Source organism: Clostridium sp. FP2 (genome assembly GCF_011065955.2).
Lineage (GTDB): Bacteria > Bacillota > Clostridia > Clostridiales > Clostridiaceae > Clostridium_AD > Clostridium_AD tagluense.
The window spans coordinates 1,960,492-1,987,085 of sequence record NZ_JAAMNI020000001.1 but is presented as its reverse complement, the minus strand read 5'-3'; the positions used below and the strand labels follow the sequence as shown (position 1 = coordinate 1,987,085).

The 26,594-nt window shown below is 32.1% G+C and carries 25 protein-coding genes, 1 pseudogene and 1 riboswitch; of the genes and pseudogenes, 5 read left to right on the top strand and 21 right to left on the bottom strand.

Annotated features, from left to right (window positions below):
* Nucleotides 1-259: 259 nt before the first annotated feature.
* The 7 genes from ygiD to G9F71_RS09405 all read right to left on the bottom strand — a co-directional run bounded on the left by ygiD (nt 260) and on the right by G9F71_RS09405 (nt 5,673).
* Nucleotides 260-1,036, bottom strand: coding sequence for a 4,5-DOPA dioxygenase extradiol (ygiD, locus tag G9F71_RS09435; RefSeq protein ID WP_164948989.1), 777 nt, complete (start codon nt 1,034-1,036; stop codon nt 260-262).
* Nucleotides 1,037-1,317: 281 nt separating this feature from the next.
* Nucleotides 1,318-1,941 (bottom strand): DUF3793 family protein, encoded by a 624-nt coding sequence (locus tag G9F71_RS09430; protein ID WP_124999844.1) that lies wholly within the window; start codon nt 1,939-1,941, stop codon nt 1,318-1,320.
* Between the two features lie 63 nt (nt 1,942-2,004).
* Nucleotides 2,005-2,274 (bottom strand): FeoC-like transcriptional regulator, encoded by a 270-nt coding sequence (locus G9F71_RS09425; RefSeq protein WP_164948988.1) that lies wholly within the window; start codon nt 2,272-2,274, stop codon nt 2,005-2,007.
* 114 nt (nt 2,275-2,388) lie between these two features.
* On the bottom strand, nt 2,389-3,015 hold the full coding sequence (locus tag G9F71_RS09420) for an HD-GYP domain-containing protein (protein ID WP_124999840.1): 627 nt from the start codon (nt 3,013-3,015) through the stop codon (nt 2,389-2,391).
* Between the two features lie 95 nt (nt 3,016-3,110).
* Nucleotides 3,111-5,174 (bottom strand): ferrous iron transport protein B, encoded by a 2,064-nt coding sequence (gene feoB / locus G9F71_RS09415; RefSeq protein WP_224626281.1) that lies wholly within the window; start codon nt 5,172-5,174, stop codon nt 3,111-3,113.
* 20 nt (nt 5,175-5,194) lie between these two features.
* Nucleotides 5,195-5,419, bottom strand: coding sequence for a ferrous iron transport protein A (locus tag G9F71_RS09410; protein ID WP_125000053.1), 225 nt, complete (start codon nt 5,417-5,419; stop codon nt 5,195-5,197).
* A gap of 26 nt (nt 5,420-5,445) precedes the next feature.
* Nucleotides 5,446-5,673 (bottom strand): ferrous iron transport protein A, encoded by a 228-nt coding sequence (locus G9F71_RS09405; RefSeq protein ID WP_124999838.1) that lies wholly within the window; start codon nt 5,671-5,673, stop codon nt 5,446-5,448.
* A gap of 118 nt (nt 5,674-5,791) precedes the next feature.
* Here G9F71_RS09405 and G9F71_RS09400 point away from each other — a divergent pair, with 118 nt between their 5' ends.
* The 4 genes from G9F71_RS09400 to G9F71_RS27755 all read left to right on the top strand — a co-directional run bounded on the left by G9F71_RS09400 (nt 5,792) and on the right by G9F71_RS27755 (nt 8,992).
* Nucleotides 5,792-6,433, top strand: coding sequence for a helix-turn-helix transcriptional regulator (locus G9F71_RS09400; RefSeq protein WP_164948986.1), 642 nt, complete (start codon nt 5,792-5,794; stop codon nt 6,431-6,433).
* Between the two features lie 127 nt (nt 6,434-6,560).
* Entirely contained in the window at nt 6,561-6,776 is a 216-nt protein-coding gene (locus G9F71_RS09395) for a ferrous iron transport protein A (RefSeq protein ID WP_124999834.1), read from the top strand.
* Nucleotides 6,777-6,905: 129 nt separating this feature from the next.
* Nucleotides 6,906-8,852, top strand: coding sequence for a ferrous iron transport protein B (feoB, locus tag G9F71_RS09390; RefSeq protein WP_164948985.1), 1,947 nt, complete (start codon nt 6,906-6,908; stop codon nt 8,850-8,852).
* Nucleotides 8,852-8,992: a FeoB-associated Cys-rich membrane protein gene (locus G9F71_RS27755; RefSeq protein WP_124999830.1), complete on the top strand. Its 141-nt coding sequence runs from the start codon at nt 8,852-8,854 to the stop codon at nt 8,990-8,992. The genes feoB (G9F71_RS09390) and G9F71_RS27755 overlap by 1 nt, the downstream gene beginning before the upstream one ends.
* Nucleotides 8,993-9,054: 62 nt before the next feature.
* Here G9F71_RS27755 and G9F71_RS09380 read toward each other — a convergent pair whose 3' ends face one another.
* From G9F71_RS09380 to G9F71_RS09340, 10 genes are all read right to left on the bottom strand, one after another.
* Nucleotides 9,055-9,807 carry an NYN domain-containing protein gene (locus G9F71_RS09380; protein ID WP_124999828.1) on the bottom strand — a complete coding sequence of 251 codons (753 nt, stop codon included), beginning with the start codon at nt 9,805-9,807 and terminating at the stop codon, nt 9,055-9,057.
* Nucleotides 9,808-10,117: 310 nt separating this feature from the next.
* Complete coding sequence (locus tag G9F71_RS09375; protein ID WP_164948984.1) at nt 10,118-10,528, bottom strand: hypothetical protein; 411 nt, start codon at nt 10,526-10,528, stop codon at nt 10,118-10,120.
* A gap of 101 nt (nt 10,529-10,629) precedes the next feature.
* Nucleotides 10,630-10,724, bottom strand: a riboswitch (NiCo riboswitch).
* A 109-nt stretch (nt 10,725-10,833) separates the two neighbouring features.
* The gene (locus G9F71_RS09370; protein WP_164948983.1) at nt 10,834-11,940 is read right to left on the bottom strand and encodes an alanine racemase; all 1,107 of its coding nucleotides are present in this window, start codon (nt 11,938-11,940) and stop codon (nt 10,834-10,836) included.
* Between the two features lie 357 nt (nt 11,941-12,297).
* The gene (locus tag G9F71_RS09365) at nt 12,298-15,261 is read right to left on the bottom strand and encodes an EAL domain-containing protein (protein ID WP_164948982.1); all 2,964 of its coding nucleotides are present in this window, start codon (nt 15,259-15,261) and stop codon (nt 12,298-12,300) included.
* Nucleotides 15,262-15,591: 330 nt separating this feature from the next.
* Nucleotides 15,592-17,007, bottom strand: coding sequence for an NADP-dependent phosphogluconate dehydrogenase (gndA, locus tag G9F71_RS09360; protein WP_164948981.1), 1,416 nt, complete (start codon nt 17,005-17,007; stop codon nt 15,592-15,594).
* Nucleotides 17,008-17,191: 184 nt separating this feature from the next.
* Entirely contained in the window at nt 17,192-18,592 is a 1,401-nt protein-coding gene (gene gndA, locus G9F71_RS09355) for an NADP-dependent phosphogluconate dehydrogenase (protein ID WP_164948980.1), read from the bottom strand.
* A gap of 63 nt (nt 18,593-18,655) precedes the next feature.
* Nucleotides 18,656-19,975: a gluconate:H+ symporter gene (locus tag G9F71_RS09350; protein WP_164945723.1), complete on the bottom strand. Its 1,320-nt coding sequence runs from the start codon at nt 19,973-19,975 to the stop codon at nt 18,656-18,658.
* A 15-nt stretch (nt 19,976-19,990) separates the two neighbouring features.
* Nucleotides 19,991-20,338 carry an FGGY-family carbohydrate kinase gene (locus tag G9F71_RS27250; protein WP_318011060.1) on the bottom strand — a complete coding sequence of 116 codons (348 nt, stop codon included), beginning with the start codon at nt 20,336-20,338 and terminating at the stop codon, nt 19,991-19,993.
* The gene (locus G9F71_RS09345) at nt 20,323-21,513 is read right to left on the bottom strand and encodes a gluconokinase (protein WP_263488200.1); all 1,191 of its coding nucleotides are present in this window, start codon (nt 21,511-21,513) and stop codon (nt 20,323-20,325) included. Before G9F71_RS09345 ends, G9F71_RS27250 begins: the two co-directional genes overlap by 16 nt.
* Before the next feature lie 185 nt (nt 21,514-21,698).
* Entirely contained in the window at nt 21,699-22,547 is an 849-nt protein-coding gene (locus G9F71_RS09340) for a MurR/RpiR family transcriptional regulator (protein WP_164948979.1), read from the bottom strand.
* A 263-nt stretch (nt 22,548-22,810) separates the two neighbouring features.
* Here G9F71_RS09340 and G9F71_RS09335 point away from each other — a divergent pair.
* Nucleotides 22,811-23,112, top strand: a pseudogene (locus G9F71_RS09335) (amidase domain-containing protein); the annotation flags it as partial.
* 69 nt (nt 23,113-23,181) lie between these two features.
* Here the strand turns inward: G9F71_RS09335 and G9F71_RS09330 are convergent.
* The 4 genes from G9F71_RS09330 to G9F71_RS09315 form a co-directional block, all read right to left on the bottom strand.
* Nucleotides 23,182-23,436, bottom strand: a complete 255-nt coding sequence (locus G9F71_RS09330) for a hypothetical protein (protein ID WP_164948978.1) — start codon at nt 23,434-23,436, stop codon at nt 23,182-23,184.
* Between the two features lie 49 nt (nt 23,437-23,485).
* The gene (hypB, locus tag G9F71_RS09325) at nt 23,486-24,151 is read right to left on the bottom strand and encodes a hydrogenase nickel incorporation protein HypB (protein WP_164948977.1); all 666 of its coding nucleotides are present in this window, start codon (nt 24,149-24,151) and stop codon (nt 23,486-23,488) included.
* Between the two features lie 100 nt (nt 24,152-24,251).
* A complete protein-coding gene (locus G9F71_RS09320) occupies nt 24,252-25,652 on the bottom strand; it encodes a nickel-dependent hydrogenase large subunit (protein ID WP_164948976.1) in 1,401 nt (466 codons plus the stop codon).
* A 68-nt stretch (nt 25,653-25,720) separates the two neighbouring features.
* On the bottom strand, nt 25,721-26,554 hold the full coding sequence (locus G9F71_RS09315; protein WP_164948975.1) for a hydrogenase small subunit: 834 nt from the start codon (nt 26,552-26,554) through the stop codon (nt 25,721-25,723).
* Nucleotides 26,555-26,594: the final 40 nt, after the last annotated feature.

Below are 26,594 nucleotides of genomic sequence, written 5' to 3'. Positions count from 1 at the left end.
CAGCCTTTTCTTTTGTTTAACTATATTGCCCCTTAAACATGATAAATAAATTACCTCTAGGATATATTATATTTTCTTAATATTTAAAGATACTTTACACATTCTTCATTGTATCGACATAATTCTATGTTATCATTTAGTTATAAGTTAATAACTTAATAAGTTTTTAACCTATTAGATTAAAAATTAAAGCGAAGTCCCCCTTTACTTTAATAATAAAGGCTGTAAAGTTATAATAACTTTACAGCCTTTTCTTTTGTTAACCAATTTGTATACTAGTCATAGACATTGAACTATGTTGTATACCTTTATATATAAAATTAACTTCATCTGATTCTTCTTGCAATCCCGCTATATAAAGTAAGGGCAAATAATGTTCTTTAGTAGGTACAGATAATTCAGCACTTTTAGCAAATTTTTCATAGTGGATAATATTATCATGCATTCTACTTACAATAGCCTCTGAAATGTAATTATCAAATTCAGATGCCCAGTCAAAGGGTTTTGCATCCATTTCATAATTCATAATTCTTAAGTTATGGACTATGTCTCCACTTCCTATTATTAAAATTCCTTTTTCACGAAGCACAGATAGTTTTTTTCCAAGGTTATAATGGTAGTTCGCATCACCTAACCTGTTTAAGCTCATTTGAAATACAGGGATATCAGCTTTGGGATACATATGTGCTAATACAGACCAAGCCCCATGGTCCAGCCCCCATTTTTCAGTGAGCATAATATTAGAATCTGCAAGTTCCGTCGCAACCATCTCAGCATATTTTTTAGCACCCGTTGGGTTATATTTGATATTATACAGTTCCTCAGGAAACCCATAAAAGTCATAAATCTGTTTAGGCGAATCACTTGCTGTAATGCACGTACCATCGGTCTCCCAATGAGCAGAAATAACTAAAATTGCTTCTGGCTTTGGTATATTTTCTATTGATTTACAAATAGCTTCCGTATAGGAATTGTTTAAAATTGCATTCATGGGGCTACCATGTCCAATAAATAATACAGGCATTTTTTTATTCATTTATAATTACCTCCTCATAAAATTTCATATACTTAGTGTATCACAAATATATTTTTTTCACATGGATTAACATACATAAAATGTTGGTTACCTAATCTCAATAACTTATTTATTTAAATCAAAAAGCTCTTGATAAATCAAGAGCTTAGATGGTTACTAAATTCAATGTATTTTTCTTTAACGACATTTCAGAAGGAAAGTCTCCCACTTCTATAAGTGGGAGTTAGAAGCTATACCAAATAGAAAACTTCACTGGGAGTCTAAATCTCCCTCTGAAGTCGTTAATTGCAGCATCGCAGATGATGATTTAATAGTTCTGTGGGTTTCATACCTCTCATCATTAATTGTATAATAGAATGCTTTATTTCATCATACTTACTAAAAATAACTTCTGCACTTTCAATATCATGATATACTTTCCAATAGCCTACCATTTTACATTTAGTATTGGGATAATCAACAAAGGATGTCACATCTTCTATAGGATATCCTAGGAAAACCCCAATTTCATGAGGGCACATATATTGGAATCTTTCCCCTAAAAGTGACAAGCATTGCTTAATATCCATATTTTCCTTGTATCCAAATCTCTTTAAAAATTCCATGTTTTTCTTATCTCTTATACTTAGATTAATCTTTTCTTTATTATAAAATAATACAAAGGTATTTGTTGTATCCTTTTTCAATTCAAAGTAATCAACATCTAGTTTATCTTTCACTTCATTTTTATATTTTTCCCATATATTATTTAAATTTCTATTACTATTACTGAAATTAATTAAAGAGGACGTCTTATGTTTTCTTATAGTTGGTGCCGCATTACGTATTATTACTGAAAATAGGTATTCCAGGTCATCATAATCATCTACAATCTTTAAAAATTTACTTAACTCTTCTATTTTCATAAAACAACCTCCATTAATTTCGCATTCAAAATATTTTTAAGCTTTTGATAACAACCCACACATTTAGTTGGATATTGCTTTCTTACCTTTTCCTGTAACTTTCCATATGTTAATATCTATGCTTTTACTACCTGAGCCACAACTCTTTTTACTAGAACAGCAACCACACCCATCTCCACAACTATTAATTTTTTCTTTTTCAATATATCCCATATGTAAAAGCTTATCTATCATCTGCTCAATTAAACTTTCATCTACTCCTAATTCTATAGCCATTAATTTATTTGAGTATCTGCCACCTTTAGCTAATGACTTTAATATTTTAATCAACATTTTACCACTTCCCTTTCCTTTAAATCATCATCTGCGATGTCGTTAAATCTTGTCTAATAAACAAAACATTTTATTAGCTCCATATCCTATTACCTTTATAAATATAAGCGTATCTTATACTTGAGCGTTTTTAGAATCTAAAAACTTTCTTACAGTATTCATGTTGTCTACTATATATTGAACTACCACAGGATCAAACATTAATCCTGTATTAATAGTTATTTCATTAATGCATTCTTCAAAACCCATAGCTTTTCTATAAGGCCTTTCAGATGTCATAGCATCAATTGAATCACATACTGCAATTATCCTTGATCCAAGTGGTATAGTAATTCCAGATAGTCCTTCTGGATACCCTTTACCGTCCCATCTTTCATGATGATAAAGAACAATTTTACTTATATACTTTAATCTTTTTGATTTGCTTAAAATATTAAAACCTATTTTAGGATGCATTTTTATATATTCCCACTCATGAGGCAATAACTTCCCATTTTTGTTTAAGACTTTATCCGGAACTCCTATTTTACCTATATCATGCAGATGCGCTGCTATATGTATGTTTTGAAGTTCACTTCCTTTAATTCCAAAGCCTTTTGAAAGTTCATAACTCATGGATGCAACTCTTTCTGAATGACCACTTGTATAATTATCCTTTGCTTCAAGAGCTGTTACTAAACTTTCAATTATATCGTGATATATTTCTTTGTCTCTAAATCTAGGTAACAATTTTCTAAACATTCCATATCTCCTTAATTCAATTATGAATATTATTTTCTATGTGTACCTATGAACGCTTAGAAAAAATTATTTTTACACCGTATTTTTTTATAGACTTAGTTAAATCCTAACAATTTCCCTAATTGATATACTAAAACTGCTAATACCCAACCAATTATAGTAGTATAGGCTACAACTATCCATGCCCATTTTTTTGAATTTGTCTCTTTTCTTACTGCAACTATTGTAGCTACACAAGGTACATATAACAAAGTCATTATCATGAAAGAAAGCGCCGAAAGAGGTGTGAAAGCTTGCTGTATTGCTGCTGTAAGAGATGCACCTTCACCACTAACTCCATATATTGTGCCTAAAGTTCCAACGACTGCTTCTTTCGCAGCAAACCCAGTAATAAGAGCTACTGCTGATTGCCAATTACCAAAACCAGCTAAAGTAAATACCGGTGCTATAAATGAGCCTATTATCCCTAAAATACTATCCACACTTCCCGCTTGGACTCCTAGTGGTAAGTTTGAAAGAACCCAAACTAATATAACCACGGTTAATATAACTGTACCCGCTTTTTTTAGAAATGATTCTGATTTTTCCCACATGTGAATTAAAAGTCCTTTAGCTGTTGGTATACGATAAGGCGGCAATTCCATGACAAAGTATGATTCTTCGCCTTTGAATACTTTATCACTTAAAAATTTACCTAATAATATTGCAACTACAATTCCCAATACATATAGTAGAAAAATAATAATACCGCCTAAATTGAAAACTCCTAATTTTTTATCTGCAAAGAATGCACCTACAAATACCCCATATACTGCAAGCCTTGCTGGGCAAGACACAAACGGATTTATAAGAATTGCTATCATTCTATCTTTTTTACTTTCTAATGTTCTTGTGGACATTATTCCAGCTACATTGCATCCTCCACCAATTATTAGAGATACTGCAGTCTTTCCATGAAGACCCACAGCATTCATAAGTCTGTCCATTACGTAAGCTGCTCTTGCCATGTATCCACTATCTTCAAGTAAAGCTATAAGAAAATACATGGTTAAAATCATTGGAAAGAAAACAAGTACCGCACCTACTCCACCTATAATTCCATCTGTTAAAAAGGAAGTTAATAATTCTGGTGCCCCTATATTACTTAAGGTAGTTGCAAGCCACGCTCCTACTGCTCCAAAGCCTTGATCTAGTATTCCTCCTAAGAATTCATTTCCAAAGGTTATAGAAACTTGATACATAAAAAACATAATAGCTGCAAAAATAGGAATTCCTAGCCACTTGTTTGTAATAATTTTATCTATTTTATCAGATGTACTTTCATTTCTAACTTCTTCTCTTTTTACACATTTATTTATAAATCGGCTAATAGCCTCATATCTTTTATCTATTAAAAAAGCGTCTGGTTCATATCCTATAACAGCTGTTAACCTTTCAATACTTTTTTCTAATGAACTACTTATTGTCTTATAATCATCTCTTTGTTGTAAACCCTTATTAACATAGGCATCATTCTCTAAAAGTTTTATAGCTGTCCATTCAGTTGGATACCCAAGGGCCGTGGACGCTTTATAAGTAGCTTCTTTTAAAATGTGAACTTCCTTTTCAATATCCTTACCATATTGAATTTTATAACTACTAGCTTTTCCTGATTCATTAATTTTCAAGGCTTCCTTTATGATATCTTTAACTCCCCGGCCTTTTGTGGCAATGGCTTCAATAACAGGTATATCTAATAATTTAGATAAATTCATTGTATCAATACGAATATTTTTGCTATTTGCTTCATCCATCATATTTAAAACTAAAATAACCTTTGCTCCTGTCTCTAGGAGTTGCATTGTGAGATATAAATTTCTTTCAATATTAGTAGCGTCAATAATATTAACTACCACATCTGGCTTATCCTTTAATATATAGTTGCAAGCCACCACTTCATCCTCTGAATAGGCACCCAAACTATAAATTCCTGGTAAATCCACTACCGTTACATTTCTACCTTCAAATTTAAGTTTACCTACCTTTTTTTCAACAGTAACTCCAGGCCAATTACCCACATGCTGCTTAGAACCAGTTAATTCATTAAATGTACTCGTTTTACCACAGTTAGGATTTCCAACCAAAGCTATTACTAATTCACTATTCATGTTGCTTATCATTCCCTTCAAATCTGTTATTTTTAAACTTCCATAACTAAAACCTTTTGAGCCATTCCTCTTCCTAAAACAAAGCGGGTTTGTCCCAGGCCTATTATCAATTGGCCTGCATCATTTTTTAGAACTTGAATTAATGCGCCTTTATTTACTCCCATTTCCATAAGCCTCTTGCACATCATTTCTCCACCATGAATATTCACGACTTCTGCAATTTTCCCAGTACCTATAGCATTTAAAGGAATACACATGCTATTCACTTCAAAACCCCCTTTTTTTATACTAATTCCACTAAAATATCTTTAGCCTCATTTTTTCTAAGAGTTAATTTATATCCCCTAACTTGTATTTCTATAGGATCTCCCATAGGTGCTTTGCCTTCCACTATAATTTCCACACCATTTGTTATTCCCATGTCCATTATCCTTCTTCTTACTTTACTACCTGTTACTATTTGCATTACTTTAACCTTTTTTTTAATCTCTATTTCATTTAATCCTTGCATTTTATCTCTCCTTGCATCAATTGATATTGATTATTATTCTTATTTGCATTATAATACATATAAGTTATGTTTTTTTTAAAATTATTACTATATTTATTAGAAATATTAAGGAGATGCTATGAGAAATTTACTAAATCACACTGAACTAGCCTTAAATATTAGAAATAACAACTTAGAAAATGCCAATTCTCTATACCTAAAAAAGACAAATGTACTTTTATCTTTTTCCAATAACCCAAATGAATTAAAAAAACTACTCTATTCAATGAGCATCTTTATATACACTTATTTCTGTATCAACAGTTCAATACCCTTAGAAGATTTATGCAGTAAGAACCTAAAATCAATAGACAACTGTCATTCAAAGGATGATTTAATTACTTTAGGAAAGGAAATTATTAAAAGTTACATGGATGTCATAAATAATAAATCAATATCTGAAAATGAAATTGTAAAACATGCGCTTACTTATATACACTCAAATATCGAAAAAAAAATAACCTTAGAAAAAGTTGCTGCTCATATTCATATAAGTAGCAATTATCTATGTTGTCTTTTTAAAGAGAACACCGGTTTTAAATTTTGTGAATATATAAACATATGTAGAATAAATACAGCAAAAGATTTCTTAGACAACTCCTCTAATGCATTAGACATAATTTCTTTTAAATGTGGTTTTAATAGCCAAAGCCATTTTTCTACCACTTTTAAGAAATATGAGGGTGTTTCTCCTAATGAATATAAGAAAAGAACAAGATAGGACTCACTCATTTTTATTTAATTACAATTTTAAATTCCCAATCTATTGACATTTTCATTTGAAAATGATATTCTTTATCAGTAAGTGTTGGATAAGTACTCAGACAACACAGTGAGGTGATTATATTATGGTATTATCAAAAGCAAAGATTGGTCAAACTTTTAATATTAAAGCAGTTGAGGGTAAAGAAAAAATGAAAAAATTTCTTTTTACTTTAGGTTGCTTTGAAGGAGAAGAGATTACTCTTATTTCTAAACTTGCAGGGAATTATGTGGTTAATATTAAAGATAGTAGATACGCACTTGACGAAAACATGGCAAAATCTATTATGTTATGTACATAAGATAGTTGTTAATTTTTTATTTAATATTATGTCATTAATATGCTATAGACTATAGCATATTATTTTTGCCAAGCTATTGATAATGATTATTAATATTAAATGAATTTATATAATAAGGGGGAATTTACAATGAAAATAGCATTAGCGGGTAATCCTAATTCAGGGAAAACTACACTATACAATGGTATTACTGGAAAAACAGAACATGTAGGAAATTGGTCTGGTGTTACTGTAGCAAAGAAGGAAGCAAATCTTAAAAAAAAGTATAATCCTAAAGGTCTTGATGCAAGAATCGTTGACCTTCCAGGTACATACTCCATTTCACCCTTTACTGGTGAAGAAGCGATTACTAGAGATTTCATCTTAGAGGAAGCTCCGGATGTAATCATTAATATTGTTGATGGCGCCAACGTTAGCAGAAGTCTATTTTTTACAACTCAGCTTCTAGAACTGGGTATTCCAGTAGTCATTGCTCTTAATAAAAGTGATATTTTATCAAAAAGAGGAGATACTATAGACCAAAGTATTTTAAGTAAGGCCTTAAATTGTAAAGTTATTGATACCATTGCCACATCAGAAAATGGTTTACTAACCTTAATTAATGAAGCTATTAATCTTGGCCAGGAGAAAAAAACTCAAATTGCACCAGTTTTTGCAAATAAAGATTCTGATATTGCAAGACAAAAGTTTGTAGATGGACTCGCCCTAAAATGTCAGGTTAAAAAAAGAGACGCCAGTAAGGTCACCTTATCTGATAAAGTAGATAGAATTGTAGCACATAAATGGTTAGGCTTACCTATATTTTTTGTTATCATGTGGGCCGTATTCGCATTTTCTATAGAAGGGCTGGGTGGATACCTATCAGGCTATTTTAATGACGTATTATTTGGAGAAATTGTTCCAAATGCAGCAAATGCTTTTTTAGGTGGCCTCGGAGTTAATTCCCTATTGCAAGCTCTTATTGTAGATGGCGCCATTGGTGGAGTTGGCGCTGTTGTAGGATTTTTACCTTTAGTTATGGTATTATTCTTTTGCTTATCACTGCTTGAAGATTGTGGGTATATGGCTAGAGTAGCCGTAGTAATGGATCGTTTTTTCAAAAAAATCGGACTATCCGGAAAATCTATTATACCAATGATTGTAGGTTCTGGTTGTGCAATTCCTGGTGTTATGGCCACAAGAACAATAGAAGATATTAATGAAAGAAGAATGACTACAATTCTTACTCCTTTTATACCTTGTGGTGCTAAGCTCCCAATTATAGCACTGTTTGTAGCTGTATTTTTCCCTAAAAATTCTTGGGTTGGACCTAGCATGTATATTATTGCAATTACGGTGATTGTACTTGGCGGACTTCTACTCAAGAAAATTTTTGTATGGGACAACACATCTCAATTTATTATGGAACTCCCAGATTATAAATTGCCTAGTTTAAAATATGCCTTTAATCAAATGATGGACAAAGCAAAAGCTTTTATTTATAAAGCTGGAACAATTGTGCTTGTGTGTAACACCTTGGTATGGTTTGCACAGGCATATAGCTGGAATCTTAGCCCCGCTGAAGATCAAAGTTTAAGTATCCTTGCTTCTATTGGGTCAGTAATTTCTCCAATTTTTATTCCCCTTGGCTTTATTGGATGGCAGCTGGCAGCTGCAGCAATAACTGGTTTTATTGCCAAAGAAAATATTGTTGCTACATTTGCAGTACTACTGGCTGTTACCTCAGAGGAAGCATTACATTTGCCTGGAGGAGTATTGACGCAATTTTTTACACCGGTGACAGCTTTTGCATATCTTATATTTAATCTATTCACTCCACCTTGCTTTGCAGCAATTGGAGCTATGAATTCAGAAATGGGTTCAAAAAAATGGTTATTTAGAGCTCTGGCTTTCCAGTTTGGTGTTGGGTACACTTTAGCCATGCTAGTAAACCAAGTTGGGTCACTTATTGTATATGGCAAACCGGCAGCAGGTTTTATACCAGCTATAGGGATAGCCGCTATTACTGCTATTTTCCTTGTTATAACCATTAGAAAATCGGATTCTAAACGCGCTGAATTAGGAGTTGAAGCATAATGCTTGTGAATATAATAGTTGGTTTGGTTTTTGCGTGTATTATAATACTTGCTTTTAAAAAAGTTTATACTGATACCAAAAATAATAAATGCAGTTGTGGTAGCAGCTGTTCTGATAAAAGTAAGTGCCACAAACGCTAATTACCATAAATATAAAGAGGCTATACATCAAAAGAAATTTTGATGTATAGCCTCTTTATATTTTACTCCTTATTTCTAATATATTTAAGACTTATACTTGGATTGCTAGTTTTGGTTGATCTAATCTCAAATTGATTTAAAGAAGCTACAAAAGGTGTAAGCTTTGTATAACCATAGTTTCTTGTATCAAAATCTGGATACCTCTTGTTGAGAGTGCTACCTAGTTCTCCTAAAAATGCCCAACCATCTTCATCTGAAATCTCAGTTATAATAGTTTTAATAGCCTCTATTAATTTTTCTGTACTTGTCATACCAAGTTTTGAATCTTCTTGTATTTGTACCCCTTTAATAGTCGTGGTTTCAGTGTTTTTTGGCGACATTGAAGCTAATACCTCAAGATATTTAAACTTCTCACAAGCCGAGATGAAAGGTGTAGGAGTTTTCTTCTCTCCCATGCCAATAACATACATACCCGCTTCCCGAAGGCGCGCTGCGAGTTTAGTAAAATCACTATCACTAGACACAATACAAAACCCATCAACATTCTTTGAATAGAGTATATCCATGGCATCAATTATAAGGGCTGCATCTGTTGAATTTTTCCCTGTGGTATAACTATATTGTTGTATTGGGCTAATAGAATAATTAAGCAATACATTCTTCCAAGATGCTAGTTGAGGTTTGGTCCAATCCCCATAAATTCTTTTATATGTAGGTGTTCCATGATTTGAAATTTCGTCAATTATATACTTTATATATTTATCAGATACATTGTCAGCATCAATCAAAACTGCTATCTTTTTATCCTTTTCCATTTTTGTCTCCTTTACACCTTAATGTCTTTAAAGTATTTTACAGAAAATTTATTACACCATTACTTTAAAATAACATACTATTCTATACAATTCTACAAAATCGTAAATATTCCTTCTTAATTTCTATAATTATTGTAATCATGTATAATTCCCATCATTATATCATTAATTAAAGCAATTACACACTTCACATAAGGTTATAAAATAATAAAAATCAGGAGATGTCCTAAAATAAAATCAAATATACCCCATAGATTAGAAAAATGAAGAAAATCTATCTACAGGGTACACTTGTTATATTTTTTTATTCTTATACAATATGAATGACAATTGCGATTATCAATGAAAAAGCTAATGCACGATGTACTTTAAGCCACATTCCTTTATAATTTTTATTTATATATGCCCCATAAAATCCCAAACAAAATATGGTAGCCATAATTAAGGCTGCAATTACCCCGGTTATACTAATACGATTAGATGAAAAAGCAATGAAAAAATGAGTCAATACAGATACTATAGCTATTGTCCCCACTAATTTATGATTTTTAACAATTATCCTCATTACTTTTCTATACATATCAACTAGTTTCTTTTTTTCTTTTCCCAATTTACTAATATATTTTTTATTAATATATTTGATAAAAAAATTCAAAATTGCCAAACCAAAACTTATAGCTGTTATCCATCCTAAAAAACTAATTAAATTTCCATTGCGCATAATATAAATTCCCCCTTGTGATTTTATATTTAAAATAACTCATGGTATTTCAATCTTCAGAGATGTTCTAGAAATGGGTACAAAAAACCCGTAGAACAACAAACTGTCCCACAGGTGTGTAATTTTAATCCTGTTGCCATTTCGGCCCAGCCCCACGAACCTTTTTAAGGTTCATCGCCTGCTCAGTTTTTACTATAGAATTAAGTGCAATTCAAAGAAATTTAATTAAATGTATCATATGTACTATTATTTGTCAATATTTTTTCATTTATACCTTAATACCCTATTTATTCTATTTACTAGCCTTATATGAAAACCTTTGGTATGTCTGCATATCCACTTAAATACATCATTGGTGGGTAGTACATTATAAAATCCAGTATATCACCTAATTTAGTTTCAATATCGCAATCTTCAATATCTATAATTAAGTGATCAGAACTACTTCCAATAATTTTAACACCTTGTTTTAGTGGAATTAGCTTATCATGCAAAACAAAATCCTGCTTTCCAACTGCAAGTAACGCTCTTTTTCTTATTCCATTATCCTCATAGGTTGGTTTATTTCCAAAAGCATCAATAAATATTTCTCCAATAGGATGTGTAGGTTTACGTTTTATTTCAACCACCTGAGCTTTAAGTGTAAAAGTATCCTTATGCATATGTTTCATATCATACCCCCAAAACTTCTCTAAATCCTCTGCTAATAGCATTCCTTCACCAATTCTTAAATTATTTACTCTTTTAGGCATTTCCCCATCTAATATTAAAGGTAATGAAGTTGTAGCACCTCCAGAAATCATCTCTAGTCTCCTGTTTATTTTGCTCTCAATTATTTCAGCAATTCTACAAAGTTTCCCTAAGTTTTCTTCTGTAGGCCTTATTGACCCATAACACCCTAAATTAGTCCCTACTCCATATAACTCAACATTTTCAAGATAATTTTCTACATATTCTGCTAATTTAATGAATTCTTCCTCATCAAATACACCTTCTCTTAAATCTCCAAGATCAAGCATTAGAATCACCTTATGTTTTTTATCTTGCAATTCACATTCCTTTTGAATCATATTCAATGTTTCTAGTTCAGAGTTTAGACTAACAGCCACAAACTGAACCAATTCTTTTATTTCACTAAACATTGGAATTCTAATCATCATAAAAGGTTTTTCTATACCACATTGTTTTAGTTTAATTATTTGGTTCATTCTTGAAGTTGCTAAATAAGTACATCCTGCACGTTCAAACTGCTTCACAACCTCTGGTATTGCATTAAACCCCTTAATCACTCCCGCAATGCTTATCCCATGAGACTTACATAAATCAACCATAGATTTTACATTTTCATATACATGCTTCAAGTTTATTTCAAGCATTGGATATTTAAACTCTGAATAAGTTTTTTCATTCATACAAATTCCTCCCAATCTCCTCAGCAAATTTATAGCTTTTAAAATAAAATAATGCAATTAAAATCACTTTATTTTAAAAAAATATCCGAAATTTTACTTATTTTCTTTCTACAAATGAAACCTATATAACTATATTTACAAAACTCTCACATGAAAATGCTACTTAACTCATTGATAAATCAACACTTTTCAGCATTATCATCTAGAAAAATCCCCTTAAAAACAATATAATGTAAATGATGACAAATACAAAAAATATCAAATTTAAGGGGATTTAGTCATATAAATAATATAGCACAAAATAATTAAAATGAAAACGTTTTTACAAAGTTAATAATGAATTTTATTAAGCAATTATTACATTAATTTTTTTAAGTTTGAAGCTAATAATTTTTCAGCATCTATCGCTGACAGTGGTCTGCTAAAGTAATATCCTTGTATATAGTCACATTGTTTTTCTTTAAGTATTGAGAGCTGCTCCTCGATTTCCACCCCTTCGGCTACAACTTTTAAATCCATGCTATGAGCCAATTGAATTATAATATTAATAATTGATTTATTTTGTTCATTTGAAGTTATATTATCAATAAAGGATTTATCAATTTTTAAAGTAGATATTGGAATCTTCATTAGATAGTTAAGAGAGGAATACCCCGTGCCAAAATCATCTAGTGCAATTCTAATACCCATATTCATCAATTCTTCCAATATCTTTATATTAGAATCAAGGGACTCCATAAGGACAGTTTCCGTGATTTCAAGTTCTAAGATGTTAGGATTAATTCCTGTAGTTTGAAGAATACTTTTAACTGCTTCTAAAAAATCTATTTGATGTATATCTACTGAGGAAACATTGACACTAATACTCTTAAACTTATAGCCTGCCTCAAGCCATTTTACGCTTTGCTTGCAGGCGCCCTTAAGTATCCATCTGTCTAGCTTACTTATATAGCCTGTTTCTTCAGCTATGGGAATGAATTCAGCAGGAGATATAAATCCCAGCTCTGCACTGTTTAGCCTGAGTAGTGCTTCAAAACCAAACATCTCATTTTTTTGTGCATTATACTGTGGTTGGTAGCTTATGCTTAACTCATTATTTTCAATAGCGCTCCTTAATATTCTATCAATACAGGTCTTTCTTTCTAATTTCAAGTACATTTCTTCGTCAAATCGAGCAAATCTATTCTTACCTAATTCTTTTGCTTTGTACATAGCTGAATCAGCCTTTTTTAAAATAGTATCTATATCAGTTCCATCCTTTGGATATATTGCTATTCCTACACTTGCAGTAATATAGATTTGTTTGTTTTCAATTTCGAAAAAATCATTAAATAGGTCTAATAATCTTTTGGCATAAACTTCTACTTCAGACTCTTCATAATAAGGATGAATTAGTATAAATTCATCTCCACCTAATCTGCATAGTGTATCATTTTGATTTATTATAGAGTTCAATTGTGTTGCTAAGTATGTTAATAATTTATCCCCATAATTATGACCCATAGTGTCGTTTATATTTTTAAAATCATCTAAATCTATAAAAAACACAGCTCCTTCTGATTTTTTAAGTTTGGCCATTTTTAATTGATCCTTTAGCTTCTTCATGAAAAGCGTTCTATTAGGAAGTTTAGTAAGAGCATCATAATAAGCCATAAATTTTATTTTTTCTTCCGATTTTTTTCTATCTGTAATATCTGTAATAGACCCAGCAATCTTTATGACTTTGCCATCTGAGTCTCTTAGAGCCTTGCCTCTATTATATACCCATATATAAGTACCATCATTAATTTTCATTCTAAATTCAGATTCATAAATTGAAGTTTTATTATTAATATAATTTTCATAATCCTGCAACGCACTAGGTAGATCTTCAGTATGAACAAGTTTATCAATAAAGGAACTTATATTGAAATTATTAGTTGAAGTATACCCTGTACTTTCGAATAATTTTTCAGAAGCAAAAAAATCACCGGATTTTAAATCGAATTCCCAAATTGAATCATTACATCCTTCTATAGCAAGTTGATACCTTTCATCACTAATTCTTAATGACTCTTCCTTGTATTGAAGCACCGAATACTGTTCACGAATTTCTTCTTCTGTTGCTGATAACTCTTCATATACTGATAATAACTCCTCATAAGTAGAACTAATTTTTTTAATCATAACATTAAACCCAATTCCTAATTCTCCAAATTCATCTTTAGTTTGCATATTTATAGCTCTAACTGCTAGATTTCCTTTTTCAACTTCATGCATTAATGAAGTTAACTCTGTAATTGGTTTGGTTATATACTTTGTAAAAATAAGAGTAAAAAATATAGTTAATATGAACACACTTACGGTTACTAAAAATATGAAATGTTCAGTTTTAGTTATCCATACAGTAAGCTCGCTTTTTGGTACAACTGAGGCCATCTTCCATCCTGTATAGGGAGAAGAATATACACTAACTAATACTGATTTCCCATCTATAATGGTTTCAAAATCAGCGTTATTTTCAATAATTAGCTTATTATAATCTTTAATAGTATATTTTAAATATTCACCAGTTTTAGCATCTTTATAGCCCTTTTGATTTAGCAACTGGATATTTTTAAAGTTAAAGTTGCTATTAGGATGAGCAAGTATTGTTCCATCTTTTGAAAAAAGAAACGTATATCCTGTATCACCAACCTTAACACTATCTATTGTCTTAAATAATTTGTCTAAATTTATATCAATGCCCATTACTCCTATAATATTTCCATATGTATCCTTAATAGCTGAAGATGCACTTATTACTAATGAGCTAGTTCCGTCCGCAGTAGTATATGGATCTGAAATTACTACCTCATCGGGTTTAGATAAAGCCGACATATACCAAGGCCTTACCCTAGGGTCATAATTATTAACATTTGGTCCCTTTGGCCATTTAATATAGCCCCCCCATTTAGTTCCCATGTATACACAGGAGGCATCTGGATGAGTTGTTCCATAGTTTTCAAAATCATTATAAACAGTACTTTCTATCCCTGGTATTTGTTTGGAATCTTTTTTATGTGATTTGTCTTTTGGGCTGTTATCTAAAGGAAGTATTGAATCATCGACTTTTCTTACATCCACAGAAGATGCTAGAAATCTGTTATTGTCTTTTATTTGTTTAAACATATTAGAAAATGTATTGTCCACTTGTACCATTTGTTTTCTGGAATCTGAGGATAAATCTTCTTTTAGGAAATTGTAAATATAATTGCGGGTTATTAAAGCTATTGGAATAGATGTAACTAATATAATTGTTACAAAATATAAAAATAATTTGGTCCTAAAAGTAAGCTTCATAACTCCACTCCTTATGTGTTTAGGTTTAATGTGTCTTAGACTAAAGTGATTAACTTATAAAAGTATTTTTCTAATCCTTATGTCCTATATAGGTATAATTGTAGCATATTGTAATAATGTGTCAATAAAAATATTTTAATAAGAGAATATGTTGTTAATATAGTTTGTATTACTGTTTTCTTATCACTAAACTTAGGTTATAAGTCTTTATATAATGATAAAAAGCAATTTTTAACTGAAATAAAGGATTAAGTCCAGGCATTGCTACAAATTTAAAATAGTATAAAAGCCCTGCAATTTTAATGTGCAGGGCTTTTTAATTTATCCTTTTTATTTATTATCAGTTACCCATTCATGATGGAATATTCCTTCTTTGTCAGTTCTTTCAAATGTATGAGCACCAAAATAATCTCTCTGTGCCTGAAGTAAGTTCGCTGGGAGATTTGCACTCCTATAATTATCATAATACATTAGCGCACTTGAAATTCCCGGAACTGGTATTCCTAAATTTACAGCTGTGGATACTACATATCGTAAGTCCTTTCCATAACTATTAAGGATATCCACAAAATATGAATCTAACATTAAATTTTTAATATTAGCATCATTTTCATAAGCATCATTTATCTTGTTAAGGAATTGAGCGCGAATAATACACCCACCTCTAAATATTTTAGCAATTTTTCCATATTCAAGTTCCCAATTATACTCTACTGCTGCAGCCTTCATAAGTGCAAATCCCTGGGCATAAGAACATATTTTACTAGCATAAAGGGCCCTTCTTACGGATTCTATAAACTCATTTATATCCCCCTCAAATACTGTATCTGGCCCTTTTAATATGTTACTCGCCAAAGTTCGTTCATCTTTTAATGCAGATATGCAACGTGAAAAAACAGCCTCTGTTATAGTAGGGATTGGTACTGCCAGATCCAAAGCACTTTGACTAGTCCATTTTCCTGTTCCCTTTTGGCCTGCGCTATCTAAAATAATATCAACCATGTACTCTCCAGTATCATTATCTTTCTGCGCAAATATTTCACTAGTTATTTCCATTAGATAACTATCAAGCTCACCACTGTTCCACTCCATAAAAATATCATGAAGCTGCTCATTTGATAGGCCTATAACTCCTTTTAAAAGTGCATAAGCTTCGCAAATAAGCTGCATGTCTGCATATTCAATTCCATTATGTACCATCTTCACATAATGTCCTGCTCCGTTTGCTCCAATATAAGTGCAACAAGGCTGCCCATCTACTTTTGCAGCTATAGCCGTAAAAATTGGTTCTACCATTTTATAAGCATCAATTTGACCTCCCGGCATAATTGATGGCCCTTTTAAAGCTCCCTCTTCTCCTCCTGAAACTCCTGCACCTATGAAATTAAAGCCTAAAGCTTCAAGCTGCTTGTTTCTACGTATTGTATCCATAAAAAAGGAATTTCCGCCATCAATTAATATGTCACCCTTAGAAATATATGGTATTATCTTTTCTATAGCGTCATCAACGGGTTTTCCTGCTTTTATCATAATCAATATTTTTCTTGGCGTCTCTAGAGAATTTACAAACTCTTCTATAGAATATGTTCCCAAAATATTTTTTTGTTTTTCCGCTATCAATAATGCATCTGTCTTAATTCTATTTCTATTATAGACGGAAACAGAAAATCCTCTACTTTCAATATTTAAAGCTAGATTTTTACCCATGACACCTAAGCCTATAACGCCAATTTGCTGTTTATCCATAATTTAAATCCTCCTTACTGTAACACCATTTGATTTTCACATACATAATATTTTTATTTTCTTAATTATACACTTAAATCACTGAAATAAGTGCAAATATTTATTATTTCTTGATAAAGATTATAAAGCAAACCTGCAGTCTAAAATATAAACTGCAGGTTTTTACATTTAATTTAGTATTACTTTACCATTCATGATGAAATATTCCTTCTTTATCCGTTCTTTCAAAGGTATGAGCTCCAAAATAATCTCTTTGTGCCTGTAGTAAGTTTGCTGGGAGATTTGCACTTCTATAGCTGTCATAATACATTAGTGCACTAGATATTCCGGGAATTGGCACACCTAAATTTACAGCTGTAGATATTACATATCGTAAGTCCTTTTGATAATTATTAAGAATGTCCTTAAAATATGAATCTAGCATTAGATTTTTAATATTAGCATCATTTTCATAAGCAATGCTAATCCTGTTAAGGAATTGAGCGCGAATAATACACCCACCTCTGAATATTTTGGCAATTTCCCCATATTTAAGGTCCCAATTATACTCCACTGCTGCAGCTTTCATAAGTGCAAATCCCTGGGCATAGGAACATATTTTACTTGCATAAAGAGCCCTTCTTACAGCTTCTATAAACTTATTTATATCTCCTTCAAATAATGTATCTGGTCCTTTTAATATGCTACTTGCCATCACGCGTTCATCCTTTAACGCAGATATGCAACGTGCAAAAACAGCCTCTGTTATTGTAGGTATTGGTACCCCTAAATCTAGAGCGCTTTGGCTAGTCCATTTACCGGTACCCTTTTGGCCTGCGCTATCTAAAATAATATCAACCATATGCTTCCCTGTCTCATCATCCTTTTGCGCAAATATTTCACTAGTTATTTCTATTAGGTAACTATCAAGCTCACCTTTATTCCACTCTTTAAAAACATCATGAAGCTGTTCATTTGAAAGCCCTGCAACCTCTTTTAAAAGTGCATAGGCTTCACAAATAAGTTGCATATCTGCATACTCAATACCATTGTGAACCATTTTTACATAATGTCCTGCTCCATTTTCGCCAATATAGCTGCAGCATGACTGCCCATCTACTTTTGCAGCTATAGTTGTAAAAATTGGTTCAACTATTTTACAAGCATCAATTTGACCTCCAGGCATAATTGCTGGTCCTTTTAAAGCTCCCTCTTCTCCCCCAGAAACACCTGTTCCTATGAATTTAAAACCTAAATCTTCAAGTTTTTTGCTTCTACGTATTGTATCCATAAAAAAGGAATTTCCGCCATCAATTAATATGTCACCCTTAGATATATATGGTATTAGTTCTTCTATAGCATCATCAATAGGTTTCCCTGCTTTTATCATAATCAATATTTTTCTTGGAATTTGGAGAGAATTTACGAATTCTTTTATAGAATATGTTCCCACAATATTTTTTTCTTTAGCCTCTATCAATAATTCATCTGTTGTAGCTGCATCTCGATCATATACTGAAACAGATAAGCCTCTGCTTTCAACGTTTAAAGCAAGATTTTTACCCATTACACCAATGCCTATAACTCCAAATTGTTGTTTATCCATAATATAAACTCCCCCTTTTTTTTAATTTAGACAGGACAGGCAAATCTTCGCCTGTATAAAATTTTAATGTACAATCATATTTAATAATAGAACCATAACTAATCCAACCACAGAAATTATAGTTTCGAGTACCGTCCAGGATTTTAATGTTTCTGGTATTGATAGATTGAAATATTCTTTAAACATCCAAAAACCAGGATCATTAACATGTGAAAATATTAAGCTTCCTGCACCTGTTGCGAGTACCATAAGTTCTGGGCTAGCACCAGTTGCTACAATTAATGGTCCTACAATACCTGCTGCTGTAAGTCCCGCCACTGTTGCAGATCCTAATGCTATTCTAAGTATTGCAGCAATTAGCCATGCAAGTAGTAATGGTGATATGCTTGATCCACTCATAATTAATGCAACATAATCTGCAACTCCACTATCTACTAAAACCTGTTTGAAGGCTCCACCTCCACCTATTATTAATAGTATCATAGCTATTGCTGCTATAGATTCAGTTACAGTTTTCATAACTTCAGGCATCTTTTTACCCCTGTTTAGTCCAAAAGTGAATATAGCTAAAAGTACAGCTAAAAGTAATGCTATTACTGGATCCCCTAAGAAAGTAGTATAATTTAATATGGGAGAAGTTTTTGGTAATACAATAGTAGCAATAGCCCTTACTGCCATAAGTATTACTGGCACTAAAGCCGTAAACACACTTATTCCAAAACCAGGCATTTCTTTATCTGTAAATATCTTAGGATTAAATAAGTCTTTTGGTATATCATGCTCCATATGCTTTAGGAACTTTGTAAGTACAGGACCCGCAAGAATTACTGCAGGTATTGCAACTACAATACCATAAAGTAATGTCTTACCTAAATCTGCTTTATAAATAGCAGCTATAGCTGTAGGACCTGGATGTGGTGGTAAGAATCCATGAGTGGCTGAAAGTGCTGCTGCCATTGGAACCCCTATATATAAAAGCGGAATATCAGCAGCTGCTGCTATTGTAAACACTAGTGGTATTAAAAGTACAAAACCTATTTCATAAAATAGTGCCATCCCAACTATAAAACCTGTTATTACCACTGCCAATTGTATTCTCTTTTTTCCAAACTTATCAATTAACGTAAGAGCTATTCTTTGTGCCCCACCACTATCTGCCATGAGCTTACCAAGCATAGCTCCAAACCCAAGTACCAATGCAAGTGTACCTAATGTACCACCAACGCCTTTTGTAATAGAAGTTACAACGGTAGGAAGTGGCATACCTTCCAAAATACCAACTGTTAGTGCCACGAGAATTAATGATAAGAAACCATTTAATTTAAAAGCTATCATAAGAACTAATAATAACACAACTCCTAAAGCAACAATTAATAATGGCATAATATAATCCCCCCTTTATTTTTGTAATAAACTAATGCTTACAAACTCATCCTTTAATTTTATGTACAATCTTTCGTAAATTTCGAAAGTTTTCATATAAACTTCATGGTTTTTTATATCTGGCTTAAAGGTTTTAGAAATAGGAACTAATTTTTCTACTTGTTCAATGTTATCTATAAGCCCTATTGCTTTCATACCCAGCACTACCGCTCCTAAACATGAACTTTCGTAGCTTTCTGCTATTACTACCTTTTTATTAAATACATCGGCTAGCATTTGAACCCAAAGCTCAGATCTAACAAAACCTCCAGTAGCATAGATTGTATCAATATTACCAGTTGTCTCCTCTAAAGCTTTTCCCACACTAAAACACCAAATATCACTCCCTCTAACAGCGCTCTTAGAAAATGTTCCCTCTTATGAGTAATATTTATTCCAAAGAAAACGCCTTTGGAATTTGCATCCCAATGTGGAGCTCGCTCACCCAGTAGATATGGCAAGAATATCAAACCATTTGATCCTGCGGGTACCTTTGAGGCTTCTTTTGTCAATAATTCATAAGTATCAATACCTAAAGTCTCAGCTCGCGTAACTTCTAACTGCGAAAAATTATCCCTGAACCATCTAAAAATTATTCCTCCATTATTAACAGGTCCTCCAAGAACAAAACGATCTTCTGTAAGAATATAACTAAAAATTCTTTCACTCTCATCATTTTTGGGTTTATCTGCTATTATTCTTATAGCTCCACTAGTTCCAATTGTAACTGCAGCATCTCCAGGCTTTATAGCATTAGCCCCAAGGTTTGCAAGGCAGCCATCGCTTCCTCCAATTATAAAGGGAATTTCTAGGTCAATTCCCATTAAATCTGCATATTTTTTATCCATGCCCTTAAAAACCTGGGTTGGGGATACTGGTGTAGATAGTTTGTCCTCACTTATTCCTGCAACTTGTAATGAATTTTTATTCCATTGAAGATCATAAATATCAAATAATCCTGTAGCAGATGCAATTGAATAATCCACAACATATTTACGGAACAGTTTAAAGAAAACATATTCTTTAATTGAAATAAATTTATATGTTTTTTTAAATATTAACTCCATATTATCCTTCATCCATGCAAGCTTGCATAGCGGGGACATTGGATGTATTGGTGTGCCAGTTCTCATATAAATCTCATGACCTATTTTGCTATTTTTTATTCTTTCTGAATATTCCACACTTCTAGTATCTGCCCAAATAATACAATCAGTTAATTTGTCTCCATTTTCATTTACAGCCATTATTCCGTGCATAGCAGAACTGAAACTCACACCAAGAAGCTTATTTCCTTTTTTAGTATTTTCACTTGCTACACTTTTTATAGAATTAATAACTGCCTCAAACATCTCGCCTGGATCCTGCTCACTCCAAGAAGATTTAGGATTTAATATAGGATATCCTATATTACACTTTGAAATTACATTTCCCAATAAATCAAAGGCAATTGCTTTAGTACTACTTGTTCCAATATCTAGTCCAATTAAATATTCCATGACATCCTCCTATTTGAAATAAATTTTCTTTTTGTTCTTTAATATTAGTATAATTGCTATTTTATGAAAATTATTATCTTTTTTATTATTATATTATAGTGTAAAGGTTTAATCAAGAGATTTCCGAAAATAGTTTTCATTTTCGCATAAAAAAATACACTCTTACCGAGTGTATGAAAATTATTTTAATATCTCTTATTTGCTATAGCTTCCCTTATTTGTCCTAAAGCCTTATAATAATTATCTTTATCCTTTAAACAAGTACCCACAAACAAACAGTCTATAAGTGATAATGCACTGATTCTTGCATCCATTGCCTCACTTTTTGATAGATTTTCTTTACCATAAGATAGTAGAACCACATCTGATACCTTTGATATAGGAGATTTGTAATTTGAAGTTACTGATATTATTTTCACTCCTTTTTCCTTGGCAATTCGCAGGCTCTCCACTAATTCCTTATTACTTCCAGTATTTGAAATAGCTAGAATGCAATCATTTTCATCATACATTGAGCTTATCATAGCTTGAAAATGAGAGTCTTCATGAAATATGCAGTACTTTCCTGTTCTCATAAACTTATGATATGCATCAAGGGCTATTGCGGCCGATCCACCCATACCAAAAAAAGCTATTCTTTTAGCACTATGAATATAGCCTATAGCCTTATCTAATTCCGCACTGTCATTTATTCTTAAAGTCTCATTAAGAGAACTTATTGTAGAATTAAATATCTTTTGCATTATAACCAAGGTATCATCATTCTCTTTTATTTCTTCATGAATATTTACAAGAGGCTTTACAATTTCACTAGCTATGCTTATCTTTAAATCTTGATAGCCTTTAAACCCTAGCTTTTTACTAAGTCTAAACACCGTGGCTTCACCACATTTACAATTATCAGCAAGTTCTGTAATAGATGAATGGATAATATCTTTTGGATTTTTAAGTATGTATTCCCCAACTCTTTTTTCCGCACCTTTAAGTTCTGAATATATATTTCTTAATCTTTCTATACCGCCTATGTCATTCATTATATTACCACCTAACAGTATTTTTGGCTTTACTTACGATTTCTTCATACAAGCTCTTCCATAGTTTCTATTATACTATATATTATTTAATTGCAATCGAGTAGGAGCTAAATAATTAATTTATTTAGCGACCTCTAACACCAACGTGCGTACCGTTCGGTACACGGCGGTGGTTTTATATACATAAAATATCCTCCTTAAAAAATAATTTAATCAAATCTAAATGTATTGTTAGTAATGGTTTTTAATTAAGTTAAAAAATAGCAGACGCTTTCAAAAATTATTTGATTTATAGTGGTAGAGGGAAAGTACTAGGAAAAGGTACATTTAAGGAATTAATTTCTCCCCTTCCTGGCTATCCATGTGGCGCAATACAAAATTGGATTTAGGTGATGTTATATGCTATGCCAAAGGTCGTGCTATAGATCATTTTGCTATAGTTACTGGTTTTGATTCTCATGGTTATCCTCTTGTTAATACTAATACCATTGACAGATATCATGTACCTTGGGACTTAGGCTGGGGAGATAAGAATATTAATTTCTACTTAATACATGTAAAATAGTTTGAAATTGCTCAGTAATAAAAAAATGACTTACTTTCAATATTCTTTTATAATGCCATTTCTGCACACTCATTTGTTAATTGGTATATGTTTTAAATTTTTAAAAGTTACTGTGCCTGGTAAATTTTCATAATATGTTGAATCAATAATATAAAATAAATCTTGTTCATTTAACTTAGAAAAACAAAATTCTACATCTGTTTCTCCTATTATAGCCTCAATTCCTTCATTCTCTAGGATATTTTTAATTTTTTCTAATATTAACACAGCTATTGCATCATCCATCATTAACCTATTACCTATAGCAATAACCTTTTTCCCCATATTAACTCAACACCTTAGTATGAAAAATCCTGCTATAAACAGGATTTTATTAGATTATACTTAATTTTTTATTTACTTCTTGCAAAATCCAGTCACTTAGTTCATCTATTCCACGATTTTTGATGCAGGATGTTTCAAAAATCTTTGCCTTATCATTTATTAGTTTAATATCTTTATAAAACTCTACCTCATTAAAATCAGTGTATTTCATTAAATCAATTTTATTTAAAACGATCGCTGTACTTTTTTCAAACATCAGTGGATATTTTAAAGGCTTGTCATTACCTTCTGTCACGCTGAGGACACAAATCTTGATATCCTCACCAATTTCAAACTCCGCCGGTGATGATATGCTCCCCACATTCTCTATGATAATAAGATTTATCGCTCGTAAATCAAAGTTTAATGATGCTTCTCTTACCATTCCTCCATCTAAATAACAAGGTCCTGCAGTATTAATTTGTACTACAATCACCCCCGTAGCTTCAATTCTCTCTGCATCTTTAGTGGTATATAAATCTCCTTCAATTACCGCTATATTTAATCTATCTTTAAGCCTTGGAATTAACTTTTCAAGTATAGAGGTTTTACCAGACCCTGGAGCACTCATTAGATTTATAACAAATATGCCCTCTTCATCGAAAAGGTTTTTATTTTCCGCATGGATCTCTTCATTAGTATTTAGCATATTAATATTAATCTTTATTTCACTCATTTCATTATTCTCCTTATATTGTATATAAATATAGCTCATATATTCTTAAGAATCTTTAAAATTAAATAATCAGAATTATTGTTATTTTATTTCAAATGTATTAAGTAATATTTATATAGAAAGGCTCACCATATTCTGTATTAACATGGGTAGCGCAAGATATACAAGGATCAAAGGAGCGCACTATACGACCTATCTCTATAGGATTCTTAAGATTTTGGATTTCAGTACCAATGAGCGCGCGCTCAAGAGCTCCATGCTGCATCATATCGTCTATTGGTGAAAGATTCCAAGCAGTAGGAGTTACTATATCACAATTCTTTATAACCCCTTTTTCTATAGTAGTCCAATGCCCGAGAGCTCCCCTAACAGCATCACAAAGTCCTACTCCCTGTGCACTCTCTGGAATAATATATTTTTCCTGTACTGCTGGTATAGGATCTATTTCATCAATTATTATAAGCATTTTTTCGCAAAGCTTTTTTCCCTCTAATACCCTTGCCAAAAGCCTATCCATGGTAGATATACTATTTCTGTAGGAACCTGATAAAATCATACGAGCAAGTGGCCCAACCTGTACGACTTTACCGCTATACCTAGGAGCTTTAATAAAGGTGTAGGCCCCGGGCTTTTTAATATCCATTTCAGAGGGAGCATTTGATGGCACTTCACTAGCTTTCGAATCCTTATACCAAGAAAATGCCGAACTCTCTGTTATTGATTTTGCATCTAAAGTAGCTATCTCACCATCAATATAATTTGAAGGTTGTACATACTCCATTTCTTTATTATTCAAATCATGAAATAATCCATAGGTTAAAAGATTTTTTGTTCCACCACCAATTTTAAAATACTCCGGATAATTATGGGCTATAATATTTATATCCTCAACCATATTTTCGCACATAAATTCACTGATAGATTGTAGTATAGATCTCATCCTTATAATTTTAGAAGCATCCATGTTTGCAGTGGTTCCACCCACAAATACACCATGATTGTGTGGTACTTTCCCCCCTATAAGAGCTATAATTTCATGAGCAAGGCGACTACATTCTAGTGCCTTTACATAATCTTTATTTATTTTTTCTGTGTACTTGTTGGAAAGCCTTAAATCATAGTCTGAATTTCCTGGAACTATTGTTATGTTTACATAATCGGGAAACACAAAAATACAAATTTGCCTAATGATGTTCTGAAGATACTCAGCCCCATGCGCAAAATTTCTTATTTTTACCCCATTCTCATTCGGTTTTATCTTTAGGGCATCCTCTAATGCCAAGCTTGCTACTAATCCATGTGACGTAGAACATATACCACATATTCTTTCAGTAAAATATACTGCATCTAATGGAAAACGTCCTATTAACATCTTTTCAAAGCCTCTAAACTGAATCCCACTGCTTTTAGCATCAACTATTTTATTTTTCTTGATTTCTACTTCTATGCTTAAAGGCCCCATAATTCTAGTTATAGGATCTATAGTTATTTTAGTAGTCACCACAATCACCTCACTCTAGAATATATTTGAACTATCAATTGTTATTTAACTATGGTTCTTAATCACCTTTAATACTTAACAAATGGTTCTGTACCATCCGGAAAAAATTCACTAGCACAACCAATGCAAGGTGTATTAGCTTCTACTGGCCAATTAATTCTCGAATTCCATAATCCAAGTGGACAGTACGCTTTTGTAATAGGACCTTTGCATCCAAGCTTTATCATGCACTCTTTTCCTCCTAGCTTTCCAGCAAATATTTTATTATCAAAATATGAACGTCTTGGACAATTATTGTGGTTGGTTTCTTTAAAAAACATTACTGGACGACCCTTCTCATCTACTTCAATCTTATTATAAAGAATAATGCTAGCTAAAGTTCCCATAACCCAAAGAGGATTTGCTGGGCAGCCTGGAATATTTATTACTTCCTTTCCAAGAAAATCTCCAAGACTTATGCATCCTGTTGGATTAGGACTAGCCGCAGATATTCCTCCAAATGAAGCACAAGTTCCAATAGCTATTATTGCTTTTGCTTTCTGTGCTGCTAAATTGATTGCTTCCGCTGTAGGTATCCTCCTCCCCTTATATGTTGCAAATATATTATAGAAGCCCTCATCTATGTTAGTTAGTGCACCTTCTACTCCTAATATAAAGTCTGTATTTAAAACTTCTAAGAATTTTTCATAGGCAACTTCGCCCTCTGCTTGCATTAAGCTTGGGCTAAATTTTAAATCAACCATTTCCTCCATGAAATAAGCAACATCTGGTTGCTCTGCATTAAGAAAAGAAATTATATTTCCCGTACAACCATTAGCCTCCATCCATATAAAATTATTTTTTTTTGCCTCACCCTTATGAATTTCATCTATGGCATTTTTTATAAGTCTTCTTTCAGGCAAAATACTCCCTCCTATCTATCCTTCATTAATGTATATTGAA

Excerpts from the sequence above, each read along its gene's own strand:
- ygiD (WP_164948989.1), bottom strand. The coding sequence starts at position 1,036 with ATGAATAAAAAAATGCCTGTATTATTTATTGGACATGGTAGCCCCATG.
- G9F71_RS09395 (WP_124999834.1), top strand. The coding sequence starts at position 6,561 with ATGGTATTATCAAAAGCAAAGATTGGTCAAACTTTTAATATTAAAGCA.
- G9F71_RS09345 (WP_263488200.1), bottom strand. The coding sequence starts at position 21,513 with ATGGAATATTTAATTGGACTAGATATTGGAACAAGTAGTACTAAAGCA.
- feoB (WP_164948985.1), top strand. The coding sequence starts at position 6,906 with ATGAAAATAGCATTAGCGGGTAATCCTAATTCAGGGAAAACTACACTA.
- G9F71_RS27755 (WP_124999830.1), top strand. The coding sequence starts at position 8,852 with ATGCTTGTGAATATAATAGTTGGTTTGGTTTTTGCGTGTATTATAATA.
- hypB (WP_164948977.1), bottom strand. The coding sequence starts at position 24,151 with ATGAGTGAAATAAAGATTAATATTAATATGCTAAATACTAATGAAGAG.
- G9F71_RS09350 (WP_164945723.1), bottom strand. The coding sequence starts at position 19,975 with ATGCCATTATTAATTGTTGCTTTAGGAGTTGTGTTATTATTAGTTCTT.
- G9F71_RS09330 (WP_164948978.1), bottom strand. The coding sequence starts at position 23,436 with ATGGGGAAAAAGGTTATTGCTATAGGTAATAGGTTAATGATGGATGAT.
- G9F71_RS09400 (WP_164948986.1), top strand. The coding sequence starts at position 5,792 with ATGAGAAATTTACTAAATCACACTGAACTAGCCTTAAATATTAGAAAT.
- G9F71_RS09380 (WP_124999828.1), bottom strand. The coding sequence starts at position 9,807 with ATGGAAAAGGATAAAAAGATAGCAGTTTTGATTGATGCTGACAATGTA.
- G9F71_RS09430 (WP_124999844.1), bottom strand. The coding sequence starts at position 1,941 with ATGAAAATAGAAGAGTTAAGTAAATTTTTAAAGATTGTAGATGATTAT.
- G9F71_RS09425 (WP_164948988.1), bottom strand. The coding sequence starts at position 2,274 with ATGTTGATTAAAATATTAAAGTCATTAGCTAAAGGTGGCAGATACTCA.
- feoB (WP_224626281.1), bottom strand. The coding sequence starts at position 5,174 with ATGATAAGCAACATGAATAGTGAATTAGTAATAGCTTTGGTTGGAAAT.
- G9F71_RS09340 (WP_164948979.1), bottom strand. The coding sequence starts at position 22,547 with ATGAATGACATAGGCGGTATAGAAAGATTAAGAAATATATATTCAGAA.
- G9F71_RS09375 (WP_164948984.1), bottom strand. The coding sequence starts at position 10,528 with ATGCGCAATGGAAATTTAATTAGTTTTTTAGGATGGATAACAGCTATA.
- G9F71_RS09370 (WP_164948983.1), bottom strand. The coding sequence starts at position 11,940 with ATGAATGAAAAAACTTATTCAGAGTTTAAATATCCAATGCTTGAAATA.
- G9F71_RS09420 (WP_124999840.1), bottom strand. The coding sequence starts at position 3,015 with ATGTTTAGAAAATTGTTACCTAGATTTAGAGACAAAGAAATATATCAC.
- G9F71_RS09365 (WP_164948982.1), bottom strand. The coding sequence starts at position 15,261 with ATGAAGCTTACTTTTAGGACCAAATTATTTTTATATTTTGTAACAATT.
- G9F71_RS09410 (WP_125000053.1), bottom strand. The coding sequence starts at position 5,419 with ATGTGTATTCCTTTAAATGCTATAGGTACTGGGAAAATTGCAGAAGTC.
- gndA (WP_164948981.1), bottom strand. The coding sequence starts at position 17,007 with ATGGATAAACAGCAAATTGGCGTTATAGGCTTAGGTGTCATGGGTAAA.
- G9F71_RS09405 (WP_124999838.1), bottom strand. The coding sequence starts at position 5,673 with ATGCAAGGATTAAATGAAATAGAGATTAAAAAAAAGGTTAAAGTAATG.
- gndA (WP_164948980.1), bottom strand. The coding sequence starts at position 18,592 with ATGGATAAACAACAATTTGGAGTTATAGGCATTGGTGTAATGGGTAAA.